The sequence below is a fragment of the Sodalis sp. (in: enterobacteria) genome (genome assembly GCF_036327475.1).
In the GTDB taxonomy this organism is placed as follows: Bacteria; Pseudomonadota; Gammaproteobacteria; order Enterobacterales; family Enterobacteriaceae.
The window spans coordinates 1761321-1781939 of sequence record NZ_CP132913.1 but is presented as its reverse complement, the minus strand read 5'-3'; the positions used below and the strand labels follow the sequence as shown (position 1 = coordinate 1781939).

General features: G+C 49.7%; 15 protein-coding genes, 1 tRNA gene and 2 pseudogenes. 2 read left to right on the top strand and 16 right to left on the bottom strand.

Going from position 1 to position 20619, the window contains the following annotated elements:
- Nucleotides 1-2797: 2797 nt before the first annotated feature.
- The 7 genes from GPOALKHO_RS09590 to GPOALKHO_RS09560 form a co-directional block, all read right to left on the bottom strand.
- Nucleotides 2798-2905, bottom strand: coding sequence for a phage holin family protein (locus tag GPOALKHO_RS09590; RefSeq protein ID WP_406703484.1), 108 nt, complete (start codon nucleotides 2903-2905; stop codon nucleotides 2798-2800).
- A 268-nt stretch (nucleotides 2906-3173) separates the two neighbouring features.
- Nucleotides 3174-3359: a hypothetical protein gene (locus GPOALKHO_RS09585; protein WP_406702311.1), complete on the bottom strand. Its 186-nt coding sequence runs from the start codon at nucleotides 3357-3359 to the stop codon at nucleotides 3174-3176.
- 744 nt (nucleotides 3360-4103) lie between these two features.
- Nucleotides 4104-4322: a hypothetical protein gene (locus GPOALKHO_RS09580; protein WP_406702309.1), complete on the bottom strand. Its 219-nt coding sequence runs from the start codon at nucleotides 4320-4322 to the stop codon at nucleotides 4104-4106.
- A gap of 126 nt (nucleotides 4323-4448) precedes the next feature.
- Nucleotides 4449-4685, bottom strand: a complete 237-nt coding sequence (locus GPOALKHO_RS09575; protein WP_406702308.1) for a hypothetical protein — start codon at nucleotides 4683-4685, stop codon at nucleotides 4449-4451.
- A gap of 1314 nt (nucleotides 4686-5999) precedes the next feature.
- Entirely contained in the window at nucleotides 6000-6170 is a 171-nt protein-coding gene (locus GPOALKHO_RS09570) for a hypothetical protein (RefSeq protein ID WP_406702306.1), read from the bottom strand.
- A gap of 622 nt (nucleotides 6171-6792) precedes the next feature.
- Nucleotides 6793-6996 carry a hypothetical protein gene (locus tag GPOALKHO_RS09565; protein ID WP_406702304.1) on the bottom strand — a complete coding sequence of 68 codons (204 nt, stop codon included), beginning with the start codon at nucleotides 6994-6996 and terminating at the stop codon, nucleotides 6793-6795.
- Nucleotides 6997-7135: 139 nt separating this feature from the next.
- Nucleotides 7136-7270, bottom strand: coding sequence for a hypothetical protein (locus GPOALKHO_RS09560; protein WP_406702302.1), 135 nt, complete (start codon nucleotides 7268-7270; stop codon nucleotides 7136-7138).
- A gap of 848 nt (nucleotides 7271-8118) precedes the next feature.
- Here GPOALKHO_RS09560 and GPOALKHO_RS09555 point away from each other — a divergent pair.
- Entirely contained in the window at nucleotides 8119-8304 is a 186-nt protein-coding gene (locus GPOALKHO_RS09555; RefSeq protein WP_406702301.1) for a hypothetical protein, read from the top strand.
- Between the two features lie 364 nt (nucleotides 8305-8668).
- Here the strand turns inward: GPOALKHO_RS09555 and GPOALKHO_RS09550 are convergent, their stop codons facing one another.
- Both GPOALKHO_RS09550 and GPOALKHO_RS09545 read right to left on the bottom strand, forming a co-directional pair.
- Nucleotides 8669-8836 (bottom strand): hypothetical protein, encoded by a 168-nt coding sequence (locus GPOALKHO_RS09550; RefSeq protein ID WP_406702299.1) that lies wholly within the window; start codon nucleotides 8834-8836, stop codon nucleotides 8669-8671.
- 637 nt (nucleotides 8837-9473) lie between these two features.
- Nucleotides 9474-9692 carry a hypothetical protein gene (locus GPOALKHO_RS09545; RefSeq protein ID WP_406702298.1) on the bottom strand — a complete coding sequence of 73 codons (219 nt, stop codon included), beginning with the start codon at nucleotides 9690-9692 and terminating at the stop codon, nucleotides 9474-9476.
- A 471-nt stretch (nucleotides 9693-10163) separates the two neighbouring features.
- Between GPOALKHO_RS09545 and GPOALKHO_RS09540 the strand changes: the two are divergent.
- Nucleotides 10164-10308 (top strand): annotated as a pseudogene (locus GPOALKHO_RS09540) (RNA polymerase subunit sigma-24); the annotation flags it as partial.
- A 2110-nt stretch (nucleotides 10309-12418) separates the two neighbouring features.
- Here GPOALKHO_RS09540 and GPOALKHO_RS09535 read toward each other — a convergent pair.
- The 7 genes and pseudogenes from GPOALKHO_RS09535 to dsbC all read right to left on the bottom strand — a co-directional run bounded on the left by GPOALKHO_RS09535 (nucleotide 12419) and on the right by dsbC (nucleotide 20560).
- Nucleotides 12419-12492, bottom strand: a tRNA-Gly gene (locus GPOALKHO_RS09535).
- Nucleotides 12493-12606: 114 nt separating this feature from the next.
- Complete coding sequence (locus GPOALKHO_RS09530; protein ID WP_406702296.1) at nucleotides 12607-12780, bottom strand: hypothetical protein; 174 nt, start codon at nucleotides 12778-12780, stop codon at nucleotides 12607-12609.
- Between the two features lie 1896 nt (nucleotides 12781-14676).
- On the bottom strand, nucleotides 14677-14814 hold the full coding sequence (locus GPOALKHO_RS09525; RefSeq protein ID WP_406702295.1) for a hypothetical protein: 138 nt from the start codon (nucleotides 14812-14814) through the stop codon (nucleotides 14677-14679).
- Between the two features lie 626 nt (nucleotides 14815-15440).
- On the bottom strand, nucleotides 15441-16961 hold the full coding sequence (gene lysS, locus GPOALKHO_RS09520; RefSeq protein WP_406702294.1) for a lysine--tRNA ligase: 1521 nt from the start codon (nucleotides 16959-16961) through the stop codon (nucleotides 15441-15443).
- Between the two features lie 9 nt (nucleotides 16962-16970).
- A protein-coding gene (gene prfB / locus GPOALKHO_RS09515; protein ID WP_406702292.1) for a peptide chain release factor 2 occupies nucleotides 16971-18069 on the bottom strand; the annotation gives its coding sequence in 2 pieces (ribosomal slippage) (nucleotides 16971-17993 and nucleotides 17995-18069; 1098 coding nt in all).
- A gap of 94 nt (nucleotides 18070-18163) precedes the next feature.
- Complete coding sequence (recJ, locus tag GPOALKHO_RS09510) at nucleotides 18164-19894, bottom strand: single-stranded-DNA-specific exonuclease RecJ (RefSeq protein ID WP_406702291.1); 1731 nt, start codon at nucleotides 19892-19894, stop codon at nucleotides 18164-18166.
- A gap of 13 nt (nucleotides 19895-19907) precedes the next feature.
- A pseudogene (gene dsbC, locus GPOALKHO_RS09505) lies at nucleotides 19908-20560 on the bottom strand (bifunctional protein-disulfide isomerase/oxidoreductase DsbC).
- Nucleotides 20561-20619 lie beyond the last annotated feature (59 nt).

Genomic DNA, 20619 nt, shown 5'->3' with positions numbered 1-20619 from the left:
TTTACGCCTGTAAATCAGGCTGCCAGCCGGGCAAGGAGGCCGACAATGCCACCGAATACTATCGACGGCATCGGCTGTGCGGCCTCTCTGCGCTACGAACCGCTATGACATCAACCCAGGCGGCGGTATCCGGCCTACGAAGCGCTTGGCCGAAAGTCACGCCGCGTCATGACGATCTGTGATTTGAAACGGCGCTCGGCGGTAGTGCATTATGGACAGGCTGAGGATTGCATCACCGAAGAGCCCAGGAAACGGCTTCGCCTAGCGAAAGGGTTATCGACAATATTCAATTATCACCAACTTAGCCGGTTGTTGGCCTGGAGCGAACCCTGTCTCCTTCCCTAGACGCTGGCGGAAAATTCCTCACCGCCTATCCTGATGCCTGACTATCGCCGTCGCAGTTTTATCAGGGTTTGCTCACTTTGGCACCCCATTTACGTTTTCTTGCGTTGCAGACATCAGCGTTACCACAGAGTGTGCATCCCGTGACTCCGCTGAAAGAGGAAGCCGACCGCCCGTCGCTTGATGTCGCCGCCTCCGTTGATCTCGTTATACGCATGCATTGAGAAGCGATATCAACCGGCGCGGGCTATCGTGCTATTGTCTTTTCGTAAAAACGATTCCAAATGAACCAATCATCCCTCTGTTTGAGGCCCGTTTTCTCTGAAATATATTCTTTCTTAGCTCTATCGAGATATTCGAGATTAAACATATTTTCAAGTGATCATTTATCTGGTTTTCTGTTTCGTGGTAGTCAATGACTATTTTATCTTGTGAAAACACTAGCAAGCTTTTCTCTGAGCTTCTACATTATCAGAACATATTTTCATCAATACCTCCTTCATCGCTTTATCGTCAAGTAATTTTCTCAATTCACAAAAGAAATCATCTTAATTATATTGATCAGCAATCAATTTTCAGCAGAGTTGAGCTGCCTTTTGCCTCATTCTCTCTAATAGTATAATTTTACAGATTCTTTGAAATCATAATTTTCAACAAATAAAGCTTTCAAATCCGTTGTTTAGGCGAATATTTATTTAGAAATTCGTTACAGACTAAGAATAAATCGCACGCATCTTAGCGCTTTAAGTTCATGATGAACAGGTTTTATGGTATCACCATCAATAATGATTATAATTTCATTAATCTAGCCGTAGAATTTATTACCAGACTTATTTTGTAACATATACATTTATAAATCAATTTATGTCAATTTATTGAAATCTGAATCCTCATGATAAAGAGTGAATTTCCTCGTTAAAGGGTTGTAGCCAAATGGGTTACTGGCGAAGCAATCGCAGGCCCAGACTCATTTTAACATCAAATCGGATGATTGCATCCTGCTTAGCCATATTTATTTGTGATTCAGTATATTTACAGCGTTGTTTTGTTTATAAGATATTTCTATTCCTTGTTTATTTGTTTATAAGATATTTCCCTTTATTTGAACTTTTCAAATTATTGAACCCCGAAAGCCACTTTTATCTTGAAGTTTTCCCTTAAAGGCAACAGCGTATTGTTTATCAGTGATTTTTGAAGCGAGAACATTGCGTTATTTATTATCTTCATTGCTTATGAGCGCGTAATTATTACCATTCATCAATGGCGGAGCTATGCTTTTATCAGTCAGATTCATAACCATCCTTAGTGGTTTAGCCTTAGTAGCTGTTCATTCTTAAAATAATTATAAAATATTCGCCAAACTCTATTAGCACTAAAATAAATAATTGTGTAACTTGCAACTTATTCTACTATTTCTGTACAGATATTTCAACACTGAATGGACGCTCGATTTTTCCCGACCTACATTTATTTTCGTAGACAATATGTTATAGCACTAAAACACTCTTTCTTGAGAAACAATGAGATAAAGTCAGAGACTTGTGAGATTGTTATCGCGGATGTTTAATTAATAGAAGAGTGTTTATGTGCGAATGGCAGTTATTAGGCCGCCTTGCATGTCGGTGCATGACCCGCTAGATAAGGAGAAGAGAGGAGCACATCAAATTCAGTTGTCTAAGCTACATTGGGTGGTAATGTAGAGCCCTTACTACTGCAACTCAAGTGGCAGAATACATAAATTATTCGTTTGGCGGCCACTCATTAAGCCGTAATCAGCTCTATATTATAAGAATTTTTGGTAAGAATTTTTGGTCAGCATAGGCTGCTAACTTCTTGTTTCTTTTGATAAATTCTGAGAATATGTCGACAAACAATAGGTGTATCTGGCGTTTTCCTACAGTGGTGGAAGAAAACGCCGGCGGTATTATCTTCGGCGAGCTTTTGCCGCATGTATCATACAATGTTCTACAGGTTGCTAATAAAATTTAGTGCGAGCGGTATCAGCACGCGCGGCATTAAGTTGGAGATTAGCATCTTTATTAACCTGAATAATAGTCTTGATTCGGCGTTGTTCTTCCTCACGCGCTTCACACTGATAGCGCGTCATAAGCTATATATCGGCGATATTGCGTGTTCCATCGGTTCTGGCAAACGGTATTGGCGCTTTCTTTATCGGCGATATATCGCTAGAACAGTAGCCCAAGCAGCACCACTTGCGTCGACTTTAAAAAAAATATTGACGCAAGTTTGACAACGTTACTAGCTTGCACGCTGCCTGGCTCATGGCACGCTCATCCATTGAAGCTAAGTCGTGACTCGCCTTTGTCGCCAATACCGCAATTCAAACACCCACTAATCATCGCGGTTTTATGCCTCTTTGATTATTTTGCAAGATAACCAACTTTATTTTACAGCACGACATGCAGCAAAGTGCGACATCGATCATCAATTTTGACTAGTCAAAATGGCCCATCACAACGCGAATAACCACCGATACCATTGCGCTGTTAAGCAGCCAGGCAATAAACGCCATAAACCGATTAAATTCAGCTCCCTCGACAATAGGTCATCAGCCGTAGCAAGCAGGTCGCCGCGTAAATAAGAGCATGCGCGTGAAGCATCACTTGCTGGCTCGTTACTGCTGCCCTCCACGGAATCGTGAAAATAGTGAAAGACCGTCTTTACTGCATAACTACATCAAAATACGCACTGCTGCAGCCAACGCAACAAGTGAACCTATTGGTAAATCAATTGCTGTATCGACTAGTAGAAATGAATCCAGCAAACTGGCGGTGAAAGTGGCTACGACCAGTCCTATTGAAAAGGACAGATTACTGAGAAATAATCGCCACAATAGACCAAACCCCTTGCTGATGCCATAAAATCGCTGCGTCGGCGAAGGCACCGATAACGGTGGCCCAGGCCATGACCATGGCGGCGGCCCATGCCACGTTGATGGAAAAAGCTTCGCGCTGGTCGGGACCTATCGTCATCCAGCGTTCGCGTAATTGCGTCAAAACATGCCCCGGCCACTGAAGATGCCAAAGAGAATTTTACTGAGAATAAGAAGTCACAGCGCCCGAAAAAAGCTGATGGTTTTACGCCAAAGATGTACGGCAACAGCGTATTCCAATAGGCAGTATATGACCAGCATGCTGACGGCGCAGATAGCGACTACGACCATTGCATTCTCCAAAGTTTACGATCCTTCATGCGGTCTACTCCTTGATGGTTAGTTGCTGAGGTAGACGAATCAGACATAAAACATTTGCGCCAGCAGTTTTATGGTGGGTTAATGACCGTTACCGTCCGTTGACGATGGCGTTAAACCGCGAGCGTCATCGCCGTTTTCTTTAATGGGCGACGGCGCCGGACTAGAGGCGGCGCCTGCTAGCTTTCATCTGCAGGCGCTTTCTGGGTGCTTTGACCATGCCATAATCGGCCAGGTGCAGCATTTTGGCCTGGGAGAGTAATACGGGATCGGCGGCAATATTTTCCCAGGATAAGGCGCTGCGAGCTTCGCCGGTGCCATGCCATGGAAGCTACTGTCCTGATACCCTAGCAGCGCGGTATTACCTTTAACGTTGGATATCTGAATGCCGTTAGGCGTTTCCCCATTCATTGTTGTCTTTAGCCTGCATGCCACCAAAGAGTAACTGCACGGGTCCGAAACGATTGTCGGTTAAGATATAGTTTTACGTCGTTAATGACGATATCGACAATCGCCAAGTTACAGTCTATCAAGGAAAATTGATATTGCTCTAATTATTCCATCTAATATCATAGATGCCATTGCCCGCCCCATTGAGCGCGATAAATTTAGAGTCTAGCCATGGAATCGCATCATTATCAACGATCAAGGCATTCACTGGCCCGCAGCGTATTGGCACTAATAATGCCGCTAAGCTAATGCCGCCAAGCTGTGGAGGGAAGCAATTTTTGACGAAGACCTGGCTAATGTTGATGGTGTTGAAATCCACGGTCCAGTCTTATCGATTTTAGCCAGATCCTGACTGGTTTGTTGTGCTTACTGCCCGTCGTGATGTATTCGCGTGTTTAATTGAGCATTTCTGCTCGGCAATCAAGCGCCCGCCGACCAGCATGCGTTAATCCAATCCGGTTCCGGCGGCAAACATTTTCATCTTGGCCAGCGTATTGACTTTATCGGAAGCTTTTGTCCAACAATAAATATTCGCTTCGAGAAGTCGCACATCGTCTACCGTGGCGGCACAGCCGCCTTTGCCAGTTGCTTGATGGTTTGACTCAGTCAATGACGATCTCTCAGGTGAGACGAGTGGCATGGATTTCATGTTTTCCTCCGTGATAAAGCCGAATTCCGGCATGACCTTGACCCTTAAATCATGCATCATTGCCAGGTCAGTAAATCCCAGTTATACCTTTCAAAACTACGTTTAACCAAAGTCCGCTAAAATTGCTAAATTATCGACTTTCACAGGCACGCCACCTTCTGATGGAAGCGGATGATCCATTACCCGAATTGCGAGGCAAGTGGGCCACTACGTCCGCTGCATTTCCTCGGCATTTTATCATGCCATCAGCGTTGCGCAGACGGCATCCCGTCTCCGGGGGAAATTACACCAAGAGTAAGGGCGATAATCCGTGGCTGGTGGTCATGGCCATTACCGCCATCGGGAACGTTCACTCGCCCGGTGACTGTATTGTTTAGTGCTAATACCGGGTAAAACAGGCTGATAACGAATTGAGGCGGAAAGCGATAAATCATAGCGGGATTAGGATGTTCTTTGTAAAAGATGCGCCTGTACCTAGAAGCAGTGCGCACGCTGCTGATGTCCACAGACGCGTAGACTGGCGTCTCTCATTTTACAACATGCCGATGATGTTATTCATCAACTATTTCTGAATTAGCGGCGGCGCAGATGAGTATCGCCACCGCCACGCGCCTGGCAAACAGTAATTATACCACCTACGGGTATTGTTAGCGAAGGAGGCGACGACGAAGATGATTGTCGCGGCGAGCGGTGGGCATCAGCCATACAAGGCGATTCGAACCGGTCGTAGTCGACATAGTGAATGCAGCCCAAACCGGTGCACAAACGCTTTCGCTAACGCATGACGACCTTGACTCTAAGCTATTCAGGCGCGCACCACGGTTTTCTCCAGCGATTCGATGACTGTCGGGATGGCGTAGTTGATGCTTGCCGATGTTTTATACACTATTATCTGGTTTTCCCATTTTGTAACTGAGCATTGTCGCTTATCACCGCTGTTCAACATCGCCACGTATAATAGAGGATGGCGCAGGGCCACTTAAGGCAGAAAAGGACCCGTGATGGTAAATTTCATGCGCTCGAAGATCGGGCTCAACCACGCTATCGGGAATGTGATGTGGCGGATATCAATGTATGTTTCTAACATCACTCTCCGTAAACCTTCCTCGCAGGCGTTCCTCGCCGATTGCTATCCAGCAGTCCGGTGCCGGGTGCTATGGATAGGCGGTGGACAGCGTTCCAGACAGGCGTAGAAAGAGCAGATCGGACAACGACGACAGCCAGTGACGCGTGCGGGCGAGTGCCGCCTGTTGCTTGTTTGTCAGTCAGTGCAGACGTGCCGGCTAGGAACTGAAGTGAACGGGCAGCCTGTTGCACGTGCAAATACCAGGCGACGCCTCAGTATTTCTAGGCCGCGCGGCTATCGGTCCAGGTAATGATGAGCAAGGTAGTTTCCTGCTGTGCGTCGATCCACATCAAACTATGCCAGAAGGCGCTAATGCCGACCGCTTTGACGCGGCAATGGGCCGCTAAACCCGCACGGACCTCGTCCAGCAAGGCAAGCAGGTAAGCGAACATCCACTCGGCGTCTAACGTAGCTTCGCCATTCGGCGCGGTGTCCGGCGTAATAGTACCGCTACGCGCTCTCCCGGCGGCCTCACACGTGTCGTGATAGACCTACGTGCAATGAGAACGAACCGATATCGATATCAAGAACGCAAATGGCTTAAACATGGATATGTTCCATTTCAGTGGTTTGAGCCAGCATTATTGCACAAATGATGCATAAGGCGCATAAAAACAGCAGACTTGCGCCTACAGGATATACCAGTGAAATTAACCAGCATACCGACGATTAAAAGGCCAAAGAATCCCGCCCAGGTTTACCACGGAATTAACAGCAACAAGCCTCACGGCGGCGGAGAGCCCGGTCAGGAATAAGGTTGAAATAGTCCACCATACGCCAATATAGCTGTAGGCGGTAACGACGATCAGACAGAGCTACAGAATAGACAAATCAACATCACGGTAATCACATGCCATTTTCGCTCTATGGTCTTATCTGGATAGCATAGCCAACTTGCCACCAGCGTTGGTATCGCCACCAAAAGCCAATAACGGTATTAGAAGAATAATTTTATGGTTGGCATCTAGAACGTAATGCCGCAAATCGCCATAACGATCCAAACATAGGTTATCATCAAGTAAAGCACGTGGCGATTTGCCAATATTTTCCACAACGCATTTCGGGCGCAGATGAATGGCGGTATTCGCCTTCCAGCGCCTCGCATACCCAGCGTTTTCGTCCTGACTCAGCCATTTTATATTCTGATGTCCGGCGTGCAGCACGACAATGGTTTCGAAGGTCGATGGCGATCTCGGGAAAGCCTTCCAGCGGGATCATCTAGTGCCAGCCGGCCATACCTAGAGTGCTGACATTGTCCATAATCCAGCCGATTAGCGGTACGCCGAGACAGGTACAGAAAATTTGTGCAGAAAAGTCGCCATGGCCTTCGCACGGTGTGTGCGGGGAAATCAGTGGGTCAGATAAAATGCGGTGCCGGGAAGCACCACGCTTCGGCGGCGCCTAGCAAAAAGCGCAATAGATAAATGTGATTAACGTGGGTAACAAAGACGGTGCCCACCGCTACGATGCCCCAGGTAACCAAAATACGCATTATCCATTTGCACGCGCCAATTTATGCAAGGCAATATTGCTGTTGACCTCAAAAAGAAAATACAAAATAAAAAGATATTGATGAGTATGCCAAATTAAGCTGGATTAATACTCAACTCTTTATTCATTTCCAACGCAGAATAGCTGATCTTGGTCCTGTCCAGATAGGTAATGGCATACAAAAGCAATAAATCAGGAATCATCTGAAGACGCATTTTACATTGCCGAGGTCTCGCTGTTAGAAATACCTGTTTGGGGTATGTTTTATGACATCCTAGTTCATAATTTCCTCTGATATTTATATTATGGTGAAAGATGCTTAGGTGTGTAGGGTCGATGGGTAGCGTTTAAGACTATTGCAGGTTAGGCGTGCTATTTACCCAATTCCTCGTCGGTTTGCACGCGGGAATGCTGGATTTTCCAGGCGATAGCATCGCTGGTGATTAATACAGATTGTTCAAATAAAGATCCCGTATACTGATCGGTGGCGACGCCCTGTGCGCCGGCAGGGAGACATAGTGGTCCACCTGTAACGCCGGCGTCGGCGACGAACTGATAAGCACTACTCGGCCCCTATCTGACGGGCTGCCGCAATGTGGAAAAGGGTTGCCGGCGTTTTGATGGAGAAAGACATCGCAATCAGCAAATCACCCGCCGCCAACAACATACACCGCAAGACCGATATGCATGAAACGGATGGCGATGGCTTTCACCATCAAACCCGAACGACCCCGGCCTCTTAGACACACCGCGGCATGCGGTTGATGGCTTCGGCAAGTTATGATCATCGTTAATTGCTTGCACCATATGGCTAAGCTCGCGGGCGACCTGTTTGTAGGCGCTGTGTTAGTGAAATTGTGCTCATGCGTTATCCTCACGGCGTTTTACCGCATGGCCGCCGAACGTCCCGCAGGGTGGCGATGCTCTTATGATGTGGAGTCTCCTGCAAATGTCGTACTGATGACCGGAGTGGGCATGAGCTGCTGGATGGCTTCCTCTACCATCCAGCAGCTCATGCCGAAGTCCGCCGCGTAGCCATTTACATTGCCCAGCGACACATCAGGCGCCAGAGTTTCAATCAGTTTTTCCAGAAAATGCGAACATATGGAACAGACGTTTTGCGTTGTTCAGCGTGCAGGTCGACATCGATGTCAGGCGCCAAAAGTAGCTCATATCCCTCGCCATAAGCCTGCATCAGCGCGTATTCGACGCCGTAGCGCGTATTCGACGCCGTTATGTACCGCTTTGGCAAAGCCCTGCGCCACTGTCGCCCACGCACGTTGTCCCTTTGGCCGCCAGGGTGTCAAACAGTGTGGTGAACTATTCGACGATCGGGGCGCCGCGCCGATAAGAAACCTACATCCCTCCCCGTGCGCCTTGTGTTTCACCTGTTTCACCGTTAACGCCTACGTCTACGAGTGTTATCCCCTTTCTCCCACGGCCTGATCGCGCGACGAAGCGTATCGCGAACATCCGAGTTACCACCGTCAATGACGATATCGCCGCTGGTAAGCAGCACCGCTAATTCTGCAATAGCGCGTTCCGTTGCCTCATCCTGTGGCGTCATCAGCTAGAAAGTCCGCGGCGCCGGCAGCATGGCCGCCGCCGATCGACAATCCGAGGCGACATCGATGCCTTGCTGCGTCACCGCGTCCTGTGCATGACTATTTTGTCATCGGCGATCACTTCATGTCTAACATTTTGAAGTCGTGCAGCCATGGCGGCGCCCATTTTTTCTAAGCCGATGCAACCGACTTTCATAATGCAATCCCTAGATGGGATTGGTTTTTTGAAAGTACATCAAAAGAAAAGTATAAATAAATTACATCTCTCACCGCTTGCAGAAAATAATTATCAGACGCCGTTGGTGGGCGAATTATATTTCGATTACTGCGGCTTGCGTCAGCAATATAAAGATTCCGTTGATAAGCCGTGTACCAGCCCTCATCTTTGGCTCCTATACCGGTGAATGAAAAGGGACGGTCGTCAGCGGCACGGTCAGCATAACGCTCCAAGCCTGCCGTCCAATAAGGTAGCCCGAGCAGGCCTCTATCACAAGTGGTAGGGCCCGGAGGTAGGCCTTATATGGCAGCACGGGAGCGACGGGCGAATTAACGGGTTGCCAATGTGATGGCGGACAGCGCTTGTGACCGATTTAAGAACCGGCGATGAGAGGAAAACATGATCGCACGATTGTGCCAAATTCATGACAACAGGCACAGTAACCCCTGGCGTTCAAGATAAATCAAGCTAATTATGCGATTATTGGAGCTTGAACAGATAGGGTGCAGTAGGGATTTCTGGTTAATGGCCGCGAAGGTGTTATCTGCAAGTAGCGCAATCCGGTGCTGATAGAGAAAACCCTCAGTCAATTTCAGGACGGTAGCGAGCATAAAATGGGCAATCAAGCTTGCTCCGTACACAAAATACGCCAAGCGAGAAGAAAACGGCACGGTACCCTTACTGTGTTGTCAATCGTTTAATGCAATAGATTGATAGTACGCCGGCATGATGTTTGCATTAAGCGAACTTGGCTATAGCAGCTAATGAAGAGCGAACCTCTTATAAGGAGTCATGCCAATGTCTGAGCTGATAACGGGCAGCGCCTTGCCTCCGAACTAGTAAAAGGCGCTATGCTGATGAGCGTATTCTGACCGCAGAATTGGCATGGATGCTGTTAAGGACCATGACAATGCTATCCGCCCTCGCAGCGGCGATAATGGTCAGACGTAACGGACAAGGCCGAGGAACGACCACGGGTCTGGTAGCTCCGATACGCAGCTGCTAGCTCCGACATTTATCAGGAAAATAACCTATCAATCAAGGCCGATAGCTCTCTGCACCCGATCGAGCATGTCACCGCCCACTAATGGGCTTATCAACCGGTCGTGCAAAAGCGCGAAGCGTTTACAAAGACCGAGTTACAGAGGTATTCCTTTAAGGAATTGGCCGACGAAACCGGCATCGCCGTTACTCTCGCGTAAGCATCAGGCGGTGCTGTTTTTTGTCTGCGGCCTCATGGGCTTTATGGCGCGCTGATCGGCGCAGAATAATCCCGCTCTTTCGTTTGGCCTTTACCCTTTATTGCAAAGACAATGCCTGTCAGCATAAAATCATGGCATTGTTATTCAGTCATTTTCTTCTCCCACCGGGAAATAAGCGATTCGCTAATGATCACCTCATCCAGAGAAAACATTGCGTAATCAATTGTCCGATCTCTGCAAAATTTTTCCGAAACGACGCTATTGCCGATAGGTTTTGCCCCCTCATTCAACTAAACCGTTTTCAGTAAATTTTTGTTTACCTTATCACATAACTCTACTCGCGACTCGCGCTGGAATACATGCCAATGTCTATGACTGCAGTAAACGACATGCGTTAGGCGTCGAATTTTATCTCAATATACGGAGGACTCATAGTGCATTGCGACAACACCATCGAGGCAAGAAAGATATCCCACCTCGACTCTGGCCCAGCCCCAGCTTACAATCATCTGCGCAACGACTGCCTGACCGGGAGCCAGCAAGACCGCCACCCAGGAGCGGTCGTAAGGGTAACCGACTCCGACACTTCACCATTTACCCCAGTCGTGGGTATACTCGATGTTTCGCCTTTGAGCCAATCTACGCCGTAAGTGACTTCTTGTCCAACTGAAATCCCATCCTCCACCCCCATCCGGAGGAAACAGCATTGAGAATTTCGGTTAATAAATTAACGTTAAATTCACCAGCCGCCAGCGATAGTTATAGTTACTGTACAGGCCAAACAGGGTGTAGGACTGCGGACAAACACATCATTGAGTTTCATCCCATTCAGAGAAGTGATAGCTCTGATAATATCGGGCTCTTCAAACTTGAGTGGGCGTTGCTTATCTCTGGTTATGATCTCCGACAAAACCCCGCTTCCGTTTACGATACTGTTTACAATACTGTCCTCGATACTCTTGGCTGTATATTGATTTCATATCTACATTCCTCACTGAGTTGAAGTGATATTCATTAATAACCATATTACTCTTTATAAGACTATATACAAAATATCAACGGAAGAAAGTAACTTAAGCAGAAATTAAATACCGTACTAAGCACTATCTAGCGGAAAATACGTGGTTTCGAGACCTTGTAACGTCGTGTTTAAAGAAATAGTGTATTTATGGTGTATTTTACTAAGCACGTAAAACGCGAATAAACAGGTCGTAAAGAAGAGGCTTCATTAATTGTTAAATGAAGTTCACAAATAAAACAAAGAATGACAAGCCATTGTAGTCAAAATAAGAGAATCATTACTCATTTCATGCACCGCACAAGCTAAAGCTGAGTGCGGCCTTAAGGAAGGCCCCGGATGCAGGAGATCATGAGTTCTTTTGCGCATCATCCAAACAACCTTCAATACTGTCTAAAGGGTCTTCCTCGATCATTGTGGTTAAACACATTTATGTGACAGCTAATACAGATACCAAGAGGTGAAGCATACAGAGTTGCAATAACCTACGATAATATGCCATGCCACAACTTATTGAATATCTTAATCATGGAGGTAGTATTATGTTTTCTACTCTTAAATGACGTAAAATATTGTTGATAACAACTATTCTACTTTGTTGCCACCCAGTCGGCATTCGCTTTTGCATGCACGGCCAACCCTCATAAACACTTTTCAGGCGTGTGCTTGGCGGCTGTCGGCGAGCCTCTGGCCTATGCCCTGTGCATTTAAAAGCCTTTCCTAGTTAGGTCAGTACATGAGCCGTGTAACCAATTTGTCAGCCAACGGGTGGCTAGCCAAGCCTCCTCTCCCATTTTCAATGCGTTTATAGCCTCTCCAGCCGCTATCAAGATTTATGATTTTTCGGAAGAAGTAATCATCAATATGCAGAGATTTTTGAGGATTTCATTACTGGCAACACAATTGAACCGATCTGATTCTGCGGAAAGATGTTAAATCCGCAAGCTCAGATCGCCAGATCCTTAAGCCCGACAGAAGTGCCAATATGCCTGTTTTACTTCTGGTGGCTGGTGATATAACCCAGTTGTTTCAGTGTCATACCAGTCCATCCACACCAATGTAACCAGCTCCACTTTGGCACGGTTTTCCAGCTTCGCACGCAAGTACTCTATTTCAATTCGCAAATGCGCTACTGTTCAAGTGTGTTTGGAGCGGGTGAAGGGAATCGAACCCTCGGATGCAGCTTGGGAAGCTGCCATTCTACCATTGAACTACACCCGCCCTCGATAGGCGCGAAGCATTATAACCTTATAGCACCCGTTGACAAGGGGCGCGCTCCTGATCGTCGTTATTTTTGAGCAATCAGAGCAGTCTGCGCTCTACTCTACCGTGCGTTTATTGCGGCGTAATATCCTGGCTGAACCACCTCATGTCTAGCGTCTTCATGATAGTATCGTCAAACATTTTCTTCAGTTCAGGATCAGATTTATGCGGGCCGATAGTCGAACTGCTTTCGGCCCTACCAAGAACCATATTGGCGTTACCGAGCTTTTCCAGCGCACTATTCAAATAGGTTATAGAGGCGATAACCAAATCTACGCGACTGGCGCCCAGGTCTAGATCGTGCTCTTCAGTGGTTTTATATTCTCGCGACTTTACACGCCCTGCAGATATTTATTCAAAAAAGTGGTGGCAATCGAGGCAGTCTGAACACCGATGGCTTTTCTTGAAAAGCGGGTTCGATTTTATCCAACTCTTTCACCGCTCTAGCTTCTGGTCAGAGAAAACACATGCCGGTATCCGACAATTTAGCCAGCGGACTGTCTTCAGGACAGCAGAGATCTGGCCAGAATTACTATAGGGCACCTACCAGAATTACTATAGGGCACCTAAAAATCAATCACCTGCCGACGCTTAGCGGTCGCCGACATCCCGGACATAATCGCGTCGAATTTGCCGGCCTGCGGCGATAGAAGGACTGGACGACACTTTCGCATGTCACCTGCATCGATTTGCAGAACACCTTATGCAAATCGATTTCAAAATCATCAAGTGCACAATCCGGTCTGGTAAAATTAAGCAGGCGGAATGCTCCTTCGGTACCAATGCGCACCGTGGTCCATTTTTCTTCCGCGGTCTGAGCGTTCACAGCGCGCAAATCATCGTGGAGAATTTCATTCTAATCCCACCTCTAGTGAAAAATGTCAACAGAAATATCGCCGGAGCGATGTTAAATAATATCTTTCCGACATCAGGAAGCATGCCGCGTATTTCTTACGCAAGAGAGGTTCTGTTGCAGCCGTAAATCCGGTATCAACCGATATTCCAACCATTGCAGCAAACAAGTCAGCACCAGATTAATCGCCAAATACAGCGCCCAGCCACCAAAACACTTCGAGCGCGCAGTAGGTTTCAGCGATGATGCCGGCGGCGATGCTGGTTATCTCAATCAGGGTAATGATTGAGGCCAACGAGGTAGATGTCCATGGAAATCATTTCATTACCGTAGGCGGATGGCGCCTGGCGCATCACTACTGGCAAATAATACTGCGGAACACCTTTTGCCAGGTCATGCCGCAGACATAGGCGACTTCAATGTACCCATGGCACCGACGGCGGACTGCCGTGGAAATTTCGCTAGAGTAAGCGGCGGTATGCAGGGTCAGCGAGAGCAGCGTACTCTAAGTAGAGCTCACGCAGGATGGGCAGAGCACGCGTTCGCCGCACGGCTGGAATTGTACCAGCAGCGTGAGTCGCGAAAGGTGAAGACGCGTTCAGGACCCACACGCCGCTCAGACGCATCAGCGCCAACAGCAGGGCAAGGAAAACCAAGCGACACCGAGCCGATCGCCAGTTCAAGTGTCAACGGGACGTCTGGCAAGAGCTACATCAGCGTGTTGTGTAAAAATTCAACATCCATCAGCATGTCCGCACCCCTAAAAATCAAACGGCCGGCCGGTGGATCCGGAGCCGAGTTGCGCCTAGGTTAGCAATTCCGTGACGCCAGTCACTGAGTTCAGCACCTGGCTAGTAAAGGGGTTTCGTTCATCAGCGTCGCGCCGGCAGGCATGTTATCGACCTGCTTGACCAATTTCTGCAACGCCGGCAGTGCTGGACATGTACTCGCGCATGTAATTAATGCCGACGTTCATCAGTTCGATCGCATCCAGCGCACTGCAGCCGAGGTGCTGACTGTCGGATACATGGTCGGCCATACCGCTGAAGTGATAGTTAATTCATTGCAGACCAGAGGAAATTCCTTTTATTATTACCCCGCTGAAAGCATTGGTGTGCCAGCTGTTTGTGATGTCTACATCACGAACATCCCCACGCGCGCACCATAAATCCTTTGGCGAAGCCGTCCTCTTCCGCTGAACAGCCGTAAAATCGTACCCGACCCCGTAATTACGGGCGGCAGAAAACCTTTGACAGCGCTGGCGACCTGTAGACACGCTGCCAAGCAAATTATGGCTGCAGCCCGTGACCATTGCTGCCTGCTGTCATCGGCCAGGGTTCTGCCACATCGGCCTGCTGGATGACCCCAGGTAGCGCATCATACTCACCCAATATTGCAATGACCGGGCCACCCTCATCGGCTTTCACGATTATGGCGGTAGGGATACCCGAAATACCGCGTTCGATATGAAACCCCTGCTATTCCAGCATCCGGTGTACCTCAAATGCTGTTGCTTAACGCGCAAATTGCGCGCGGGCTGGCTTCAATGAGCGACTAGATTTCTTCCAGCGTGCGGCTGTCCGGCGGTGCGGTTAATAGAGTAGATACCGCGGTACTGTCGTCCATACTCATTACCTGGTGACCTCTAAAACAAATGAAGGAGAACTTGTATAATAACTAGTAAGACGTAGGTCAAACGTACCGGCTGCAGCAAGCGCGCTTAAATAAAAACCGTCATTAGCATGAGCCAAGATAATGCATAATTATCTAAAGGTCAAACCGCAAGATCACCAACCTTCGTCGCAACAAAGGAGACGTAAAGTTAACCAAACACAAGAGGGGTACGGCAGTGGCGCAGACTCGTGACTTGCCGCGAGTGACGTTGACGGCTAAAGCGAACGCGACAACATGTTAGCGAAAACAATCTCAAGCCCTGGACGGCACCTATCGGCCCTGGCGCGTCACAAGCGCCGCCATGCGGCGTAATGGACTGCAATGGTGCAACGGACGCGCCAGGACAGCGGACGCATAGAGTAGCCCGCTGTTTCAGGGACTATTTTTGCGGACGCAGCGCCGGGAATAGGATAACATCGCGAATAGTGTGACTGTTTGTTAGCAGCATCGTCAGGCGATCGATACCGATTCCAAGACCCGCGGTCGGCGGCAGGCCGTGTTCCAAGGCGGTGACATAGTCTTCATCATAGAACATGGCTTCATCATCACCGGCGTCCTTAGCCTGGACCTGCTCGGCAAAGCGCGCGGCCTGATCTTCGGCATCGTTAAGCTCTGAAAAGCCGTTGCCAATTTCACGCCCGCTGATAAAGAATTCAAAACGATCGGTGAAGAACGGATCTTCATCATTGCGGCGCGCCAGCGGCGAAACCTCCGCCGGGTAGGCGGTAATAAACGTCGGCTGGATCAGATAGCTTTCCGCCGTCTCTTCAAAAATTTCGGTCTGCACTCGACCCAATCCCCAGCTTTTGTCTACCGTAATGCCCAATGACTCGGCAATAGTGATCGCGGAGGTCATATCGTCCAGCGCTTCTGGCCTGGTTTCCGGGCGATAATGGCAAATGGCTTCTTTCATGGTCATCTGGGTAAAGGGCTTGCTGAAATCAAAGGTCTGGTCGCCATAATGCACCACGCTGTTGCGCAATACTCGCTGGATCAGGGTGCGGAACAGATCCTCCACCAGCACAATCAGATCACGATAATCCGCGTAGGCCATATAGAGTTCCATCATGGTAAACTCAGGATTATGGCGCGGCGACAGTCCTTCATTACGGAAGTTGCGGTTGATTTCAAATACTCTCTCAAAACCGCCCACTACCAGTCGCTTAAGATAAAGCTCTGGCGCAATGCGCAGATACATGTCGACGCCAAGCGCATGATGGTGGGTAATAAACGGACGCGCCGAGGCGCCGCCGGGGATGGTCTGCATCATCGGCGTTTCCACTTCCATAAAGTCATGATCCATCATAAATCGGCGAATTTCCGCCACGATGCGCGAACGAACCTTGAAGGTTTGGCGTGATTCGTCATTGGCGATTAGGTCGAGATAACGCTGGCGATACCGGGTTTCCTGATCGGCCAGACCGCGAAACTTATCCGGCAACGGACGTATCGCCTTGGTCAGCAGGCGAATTTCGCTACAGTGAATAGACAGCTCGCCGGTACGGGTTTTAAATAATTTGCCACGCGCACCGAGAATGTCTCCAAGGTCCCATTTTTTGAACCGCTCGTTGTACTGGCCTTCGGGAAGATTGTCGTGTGCAACGTATAGCTGGATTTTCCCCCCCATATCCTGCAGGGTGACAAAGGAGGCTTTTCCCATGACGCGGCGGGTCATCATGCGCCCGGCAATGCTAACCTCGATATTTAACGCTTCCAGCTTTTCGTTACTCTTCTCGCCATAGCGGGCGTGCAGCTGGTCGGAAACCGCGTCCCGGCGGAAATCGTTTGGAAAAGCGGTACCCTGCTGGCGCAATTGAGTAAGCTTTTCCTGTCGTGAACGCAGCTCATTATTGAAATCCAGCGCCTGAGGGGCGCCGTCCCGTGAGTGTGATTCAGACATATGAGTTCCTCATAGCCCTGCCTTAAGACTGGCTTCGATAAATTTGTCCAGATCACCATCCAGCACCGACTGGGTATTACGGGTTTCAACGCCAGTACGTAGATCCTTAATGCGGGAATCATCCAACACATAGGAGCGGATCTGGCTTCCCCAGCCAATATCGGACTTGGTATCTTCTAGCGCCCGCCTTTCAGCATTCTTTTTCTGCAATTCGAATTCATACAGCTTGGCTTTCAGCTGTTTCATCGCCTGATCTTTATTTTTATGCTGCGAGCGGTCGTTCTGGCACTGGGTGACGATATTGGTTGGCAAGTGAGTAATACGCACCGCGGATTCGGTCCGGTTGACGTGCTGGCCGCCGGCGCCGGAGGCGCGGTAAACATCGATCCGCAGATCCGCTGGGTTAATCTCGATATCAATATCATCGTCCACTTCCGGATAAACAAAAGCAGAGCTGAATGAGGTGTGCCGCCGACCGCCAGAGTCGAACGGGCTCTTGCGCACCAGGCGGTGCACGCCGGTTTCGGTACGAAGCCAGCCATAAGCGTAGTCACCGATGACTTTGACGGTCACCGATTTGATGCCAGCCACTTCCCCCTCCGACTCTTCGATAATTTCGGTTTTGAAACCGCGCGATTCCGCCCAGCGCAAATACATTCTGAGCAACATGCTAGTCCAGTCCTGCGCTTCTGTGCCGCCGGAACCGGCCTGGATATCCACATAGCAATTGCCGCCGTCGTACTCGCCGGAAAACATGCGACGGAATTCCAACTGGCCAAGTTTGGCCTCTAGACTATCCAGTTCGCTTTTGGTTTCGAGGAAGGTTTCTTCGTCGCTCTCTTCCATCGCTAACTCCAACAGGCCGGAGATGTCCTCCACACCCTGGATAAGCTCGTCGATAGTTTCAACGATAGCCTCAAGCGACGAGCGCTCTTTACCCAGTGCCTGCGCGCGTTCGGGCTCATTCCAAATATCCAGCTGTTCAAGCTCGGCGTTTACTTCTTCGAGGCGTTCTTTCTTGAGATCGTAGTCAAAGATACCCCCTCAGAACGGTTGTTCGTTCCAACAGGTCCTGAATACGGTTTTTTACCGGGTTTATTTCAAACATGAATTAATATGCTTATTGACGAGAAAGGGGTACGTGCTAACCCGCTATTGTAACGAATCAGCGTCCCTGGCGGTAGTAGCCGTTGAACGGCCCATTACAGCGGCCAAATATGTTGTATTGATAGCTGTAGGCAACGTTTGCCGTGAAACTCGTTAATCTCGAGCTTGTAGGCCAATTCGACGGTATGCACGCTATTGTCCGGCCACAGTCGTGGGTCAATATTGAAAGCGATGCCATCCAGCATCGGACCGCCGGCTAGCGGTTCTAGCAGAAGCTTTAGATGTTTCTCCCCCACCAGCCGCTGATTTAGCACGCGAAACCGCCCGTCAAACAGCGGATCTGGAAACGCCTGCCCCCATGGGCCGCCGTTGCGCAGCAGCTCGGCGGTGATCAGCGACAGCTCCGGGCCGGCCAGCTCGCCGTCCGACCAAATCACGCCTTCGAGCATCGCGGGATCGAGCCACTCATCGACCAGTTCAGCGAAACGCTGGCGGAACCGGTCAAATTGCGTCTGCTCCAGCGTTAAACCGGCCGCCATGGCATGGCCGCCAAATTTCAGTATTAAACCTGGGTGTAATGTGTCCAGCCGTTCGAGCAGATCGCGCATATGCAAGCCAACTACAGATCGCCCGGAGCCTTTCAATATGCCATTCCCAGCGGGCGCAAAGGCGATAACCGGCCGGTGAAAACGCTCTTTTATCCGCGACGCCAAGATACCGACCACGCCCTGATGCCACTGCGCATGATAGATAGCCAGACCAAAGGGCAGCGACTGCTCGTCGCGCACCATCGCCTGGCACAGCGCCAACGCTTCGGCTTCCATGCCCTGTTCGATTTTACGCCTGGTTCGATTGAGAGCATCCAGCTCCACCGCCAGCATACGCGCCTGCGATAGATCGTCCGTTAACAGCAGCGTAACCCCGACCGACATATCGTCCATCCGGCCGGCGGCGTTCAGCCGCGGACCCAGCGCAAAGCCCAGATCGCTGGCGCACAGCCGAACGAGGTCTCGGTTAGCCACCTCCGCCAGTGCGCGGATGCCGGGACGGCAGCGGCCGGCGCGGATACGACTTAACCCCTGATACACCAGAATACGGTTATTGGCATCTAGCGGCACAACATCCGCCACGGTGCCTAGCGCGACCAAATCCAGCAGTTCGGCCAGTTTTGGGGCAGCAATGCCATGCTGCGTAAACCAGCCGCTGTCGTTAAGGCGCGCGCGCAGCGCCAGCATCAGATAAAACACCACGCCGACACCTGCCAGAGATTTTGAGGCGAAGTCGCAGCCGCGTAAATTGGGATTAACGATGGCATCGGCAGCTGGCAGGGTATCACCTGGGAGATGATGATCGGCTATGAGTACTGTGATGCCTTTCTCATGCGCCAGATCGACGCCGGCATGGGAAGAGATGCCATTGTCTACTGTCAGGATAACCTGTGCGCCGCGCGCCACCGTCTGCTCCACCACCTCGGGGCTGAGGCCGTAGCCGTCCTCAAAGCGATTAGGCACCAGAAATTCAATCGTGTGCGCACCCATTTGCCGCAGCGCCAACACCGTCAGCGCAGTGCTGGTCGCGCCGTCGGCGTCGAAATCGCCGACCACCATTAATCTGCGCTGAGCCGCCAGGGCGCCGACCAGCAAATCCACCGCCTGCTCGATACCGGTCAGTGAATGATAGGCCAGCAACCTACGCACGCCCCGTTCCAGTTCATTGACCGCGCAAACCCCGCGTTGCACGTATAAGCGTTTCAGCAGCGGCGGGATATCCGCCTCCGCCAGCAAAGTGATATCGCCCAGCGGACGTCGGCGTAGTTCCGTTGTCATGTGCACTGTCGTATTAACCGCCTGATGCCTGGCCAGTTCCTTGCTGATCCAAGATGGCGGCCAGCTCTTTCATACTTTGATAACCAGGGATCAGGGTATCGTTATCGAGCAACAGCGCCGGCGTACCCTGAATACCGTACTGGACGCCAAGCGTATAATGTTTACTAATATCGATATCGCAGGTGGCGGGTTGAACGTTGCCGTCATTCATCGCCTGGGTGAAGGCATCTTTGGGATTAGTGTTGCACCATACCGACGCCATCTCCCATTCCGTCCTGGAATTCAGGCCCGGGCGCGGAAACGCCAAATAGCGGATGGTTATCCCCCGCGCATTATAGTCTTTGATCCGTTCGTGTAGCTTGTGGCAATAGCTACAGGTGATGTCGGTGAACACGGTTATCACATGTCTTTCCTGCAGCGCTTTGAAGATGATCATCTCTTTTGCAGGGCATTCAATCGGTTGCTTAGAGGCTGATTCGTGACATTGACGGGGTGATCGCTACCGACGTTATACAGCGAACCCCGGATGATGTAGCGACCGTCATCGAATACATATAACACGCCGCTTTCGGTCAATGGCGAATGCTTAATGACCGCATCGTCAGCGTGGGTCAGGGGCGCTATGGCTAGCGACATAAAAGAAAACAGTATTAGGCTTTTCTTCACAGTTTAATCCTTATCTAATAAACACCCGGGCCGGTGCTGGCGCATTCATACGCCTGAAA

What these genes read in the sequence shown, in the direction of transcription:
- recJ (WP_406702291.1), bottom strand. Translation starts at nt 19,894, where the DNA reads ATGACAACGGAACTACGCCGACGTCCGCTGGGCGATATCACTTTGCTG.
- GPOALKHO_RS09570 (WP_406702306.1), bottom strand. Translation starts at nt 6,170, where the DNA reads ATGTTCGCTTACCTGCTTGCCTTGCTGGACGAGGTCCGTGCGGGTTTA.
- GPOALKHO_RS09565 (WP_406702304.1), bottom strand. Translation starts at nt 6,996, where the DNA reads ATGATCCCGCTGGAAGGCTTTCCCGAGATCGCCATCGACCTTCGAAAC.
- GPOALKHO_RS09550 (WP_406702299.1), bottom strand. Translation starts at nt 8,836, where the DNA reads ATGACGCCACAGGATGAGGCAACGGAACGCGCTATTGCAGAATTAGCG.
- lysS (WP_406702294.1), bottom strand. Translation starts at nt 16,961, where the DNA reads ATGTCTGAATCACACTCACGGGACGGCGCCCCTCAGGCGCTGGATTTC.
- GPOALKHO_RS09575 (WP_406702308.1), bottom strand. Translation starts at nt 4,685, where the DNA reads ATGCCGGAATTCGGCTTTATCACGGAGGAAAACATGAAATCCATGCCA.
- GPOALKHO_RS09560 (WP_406702302.1), bottom strand. Translation starts at nt 7,270, where the DNA reads ATGCGTATTTTGGTTACCTGGGGCATCGTAGCGGTGGGCACCGTCTTT.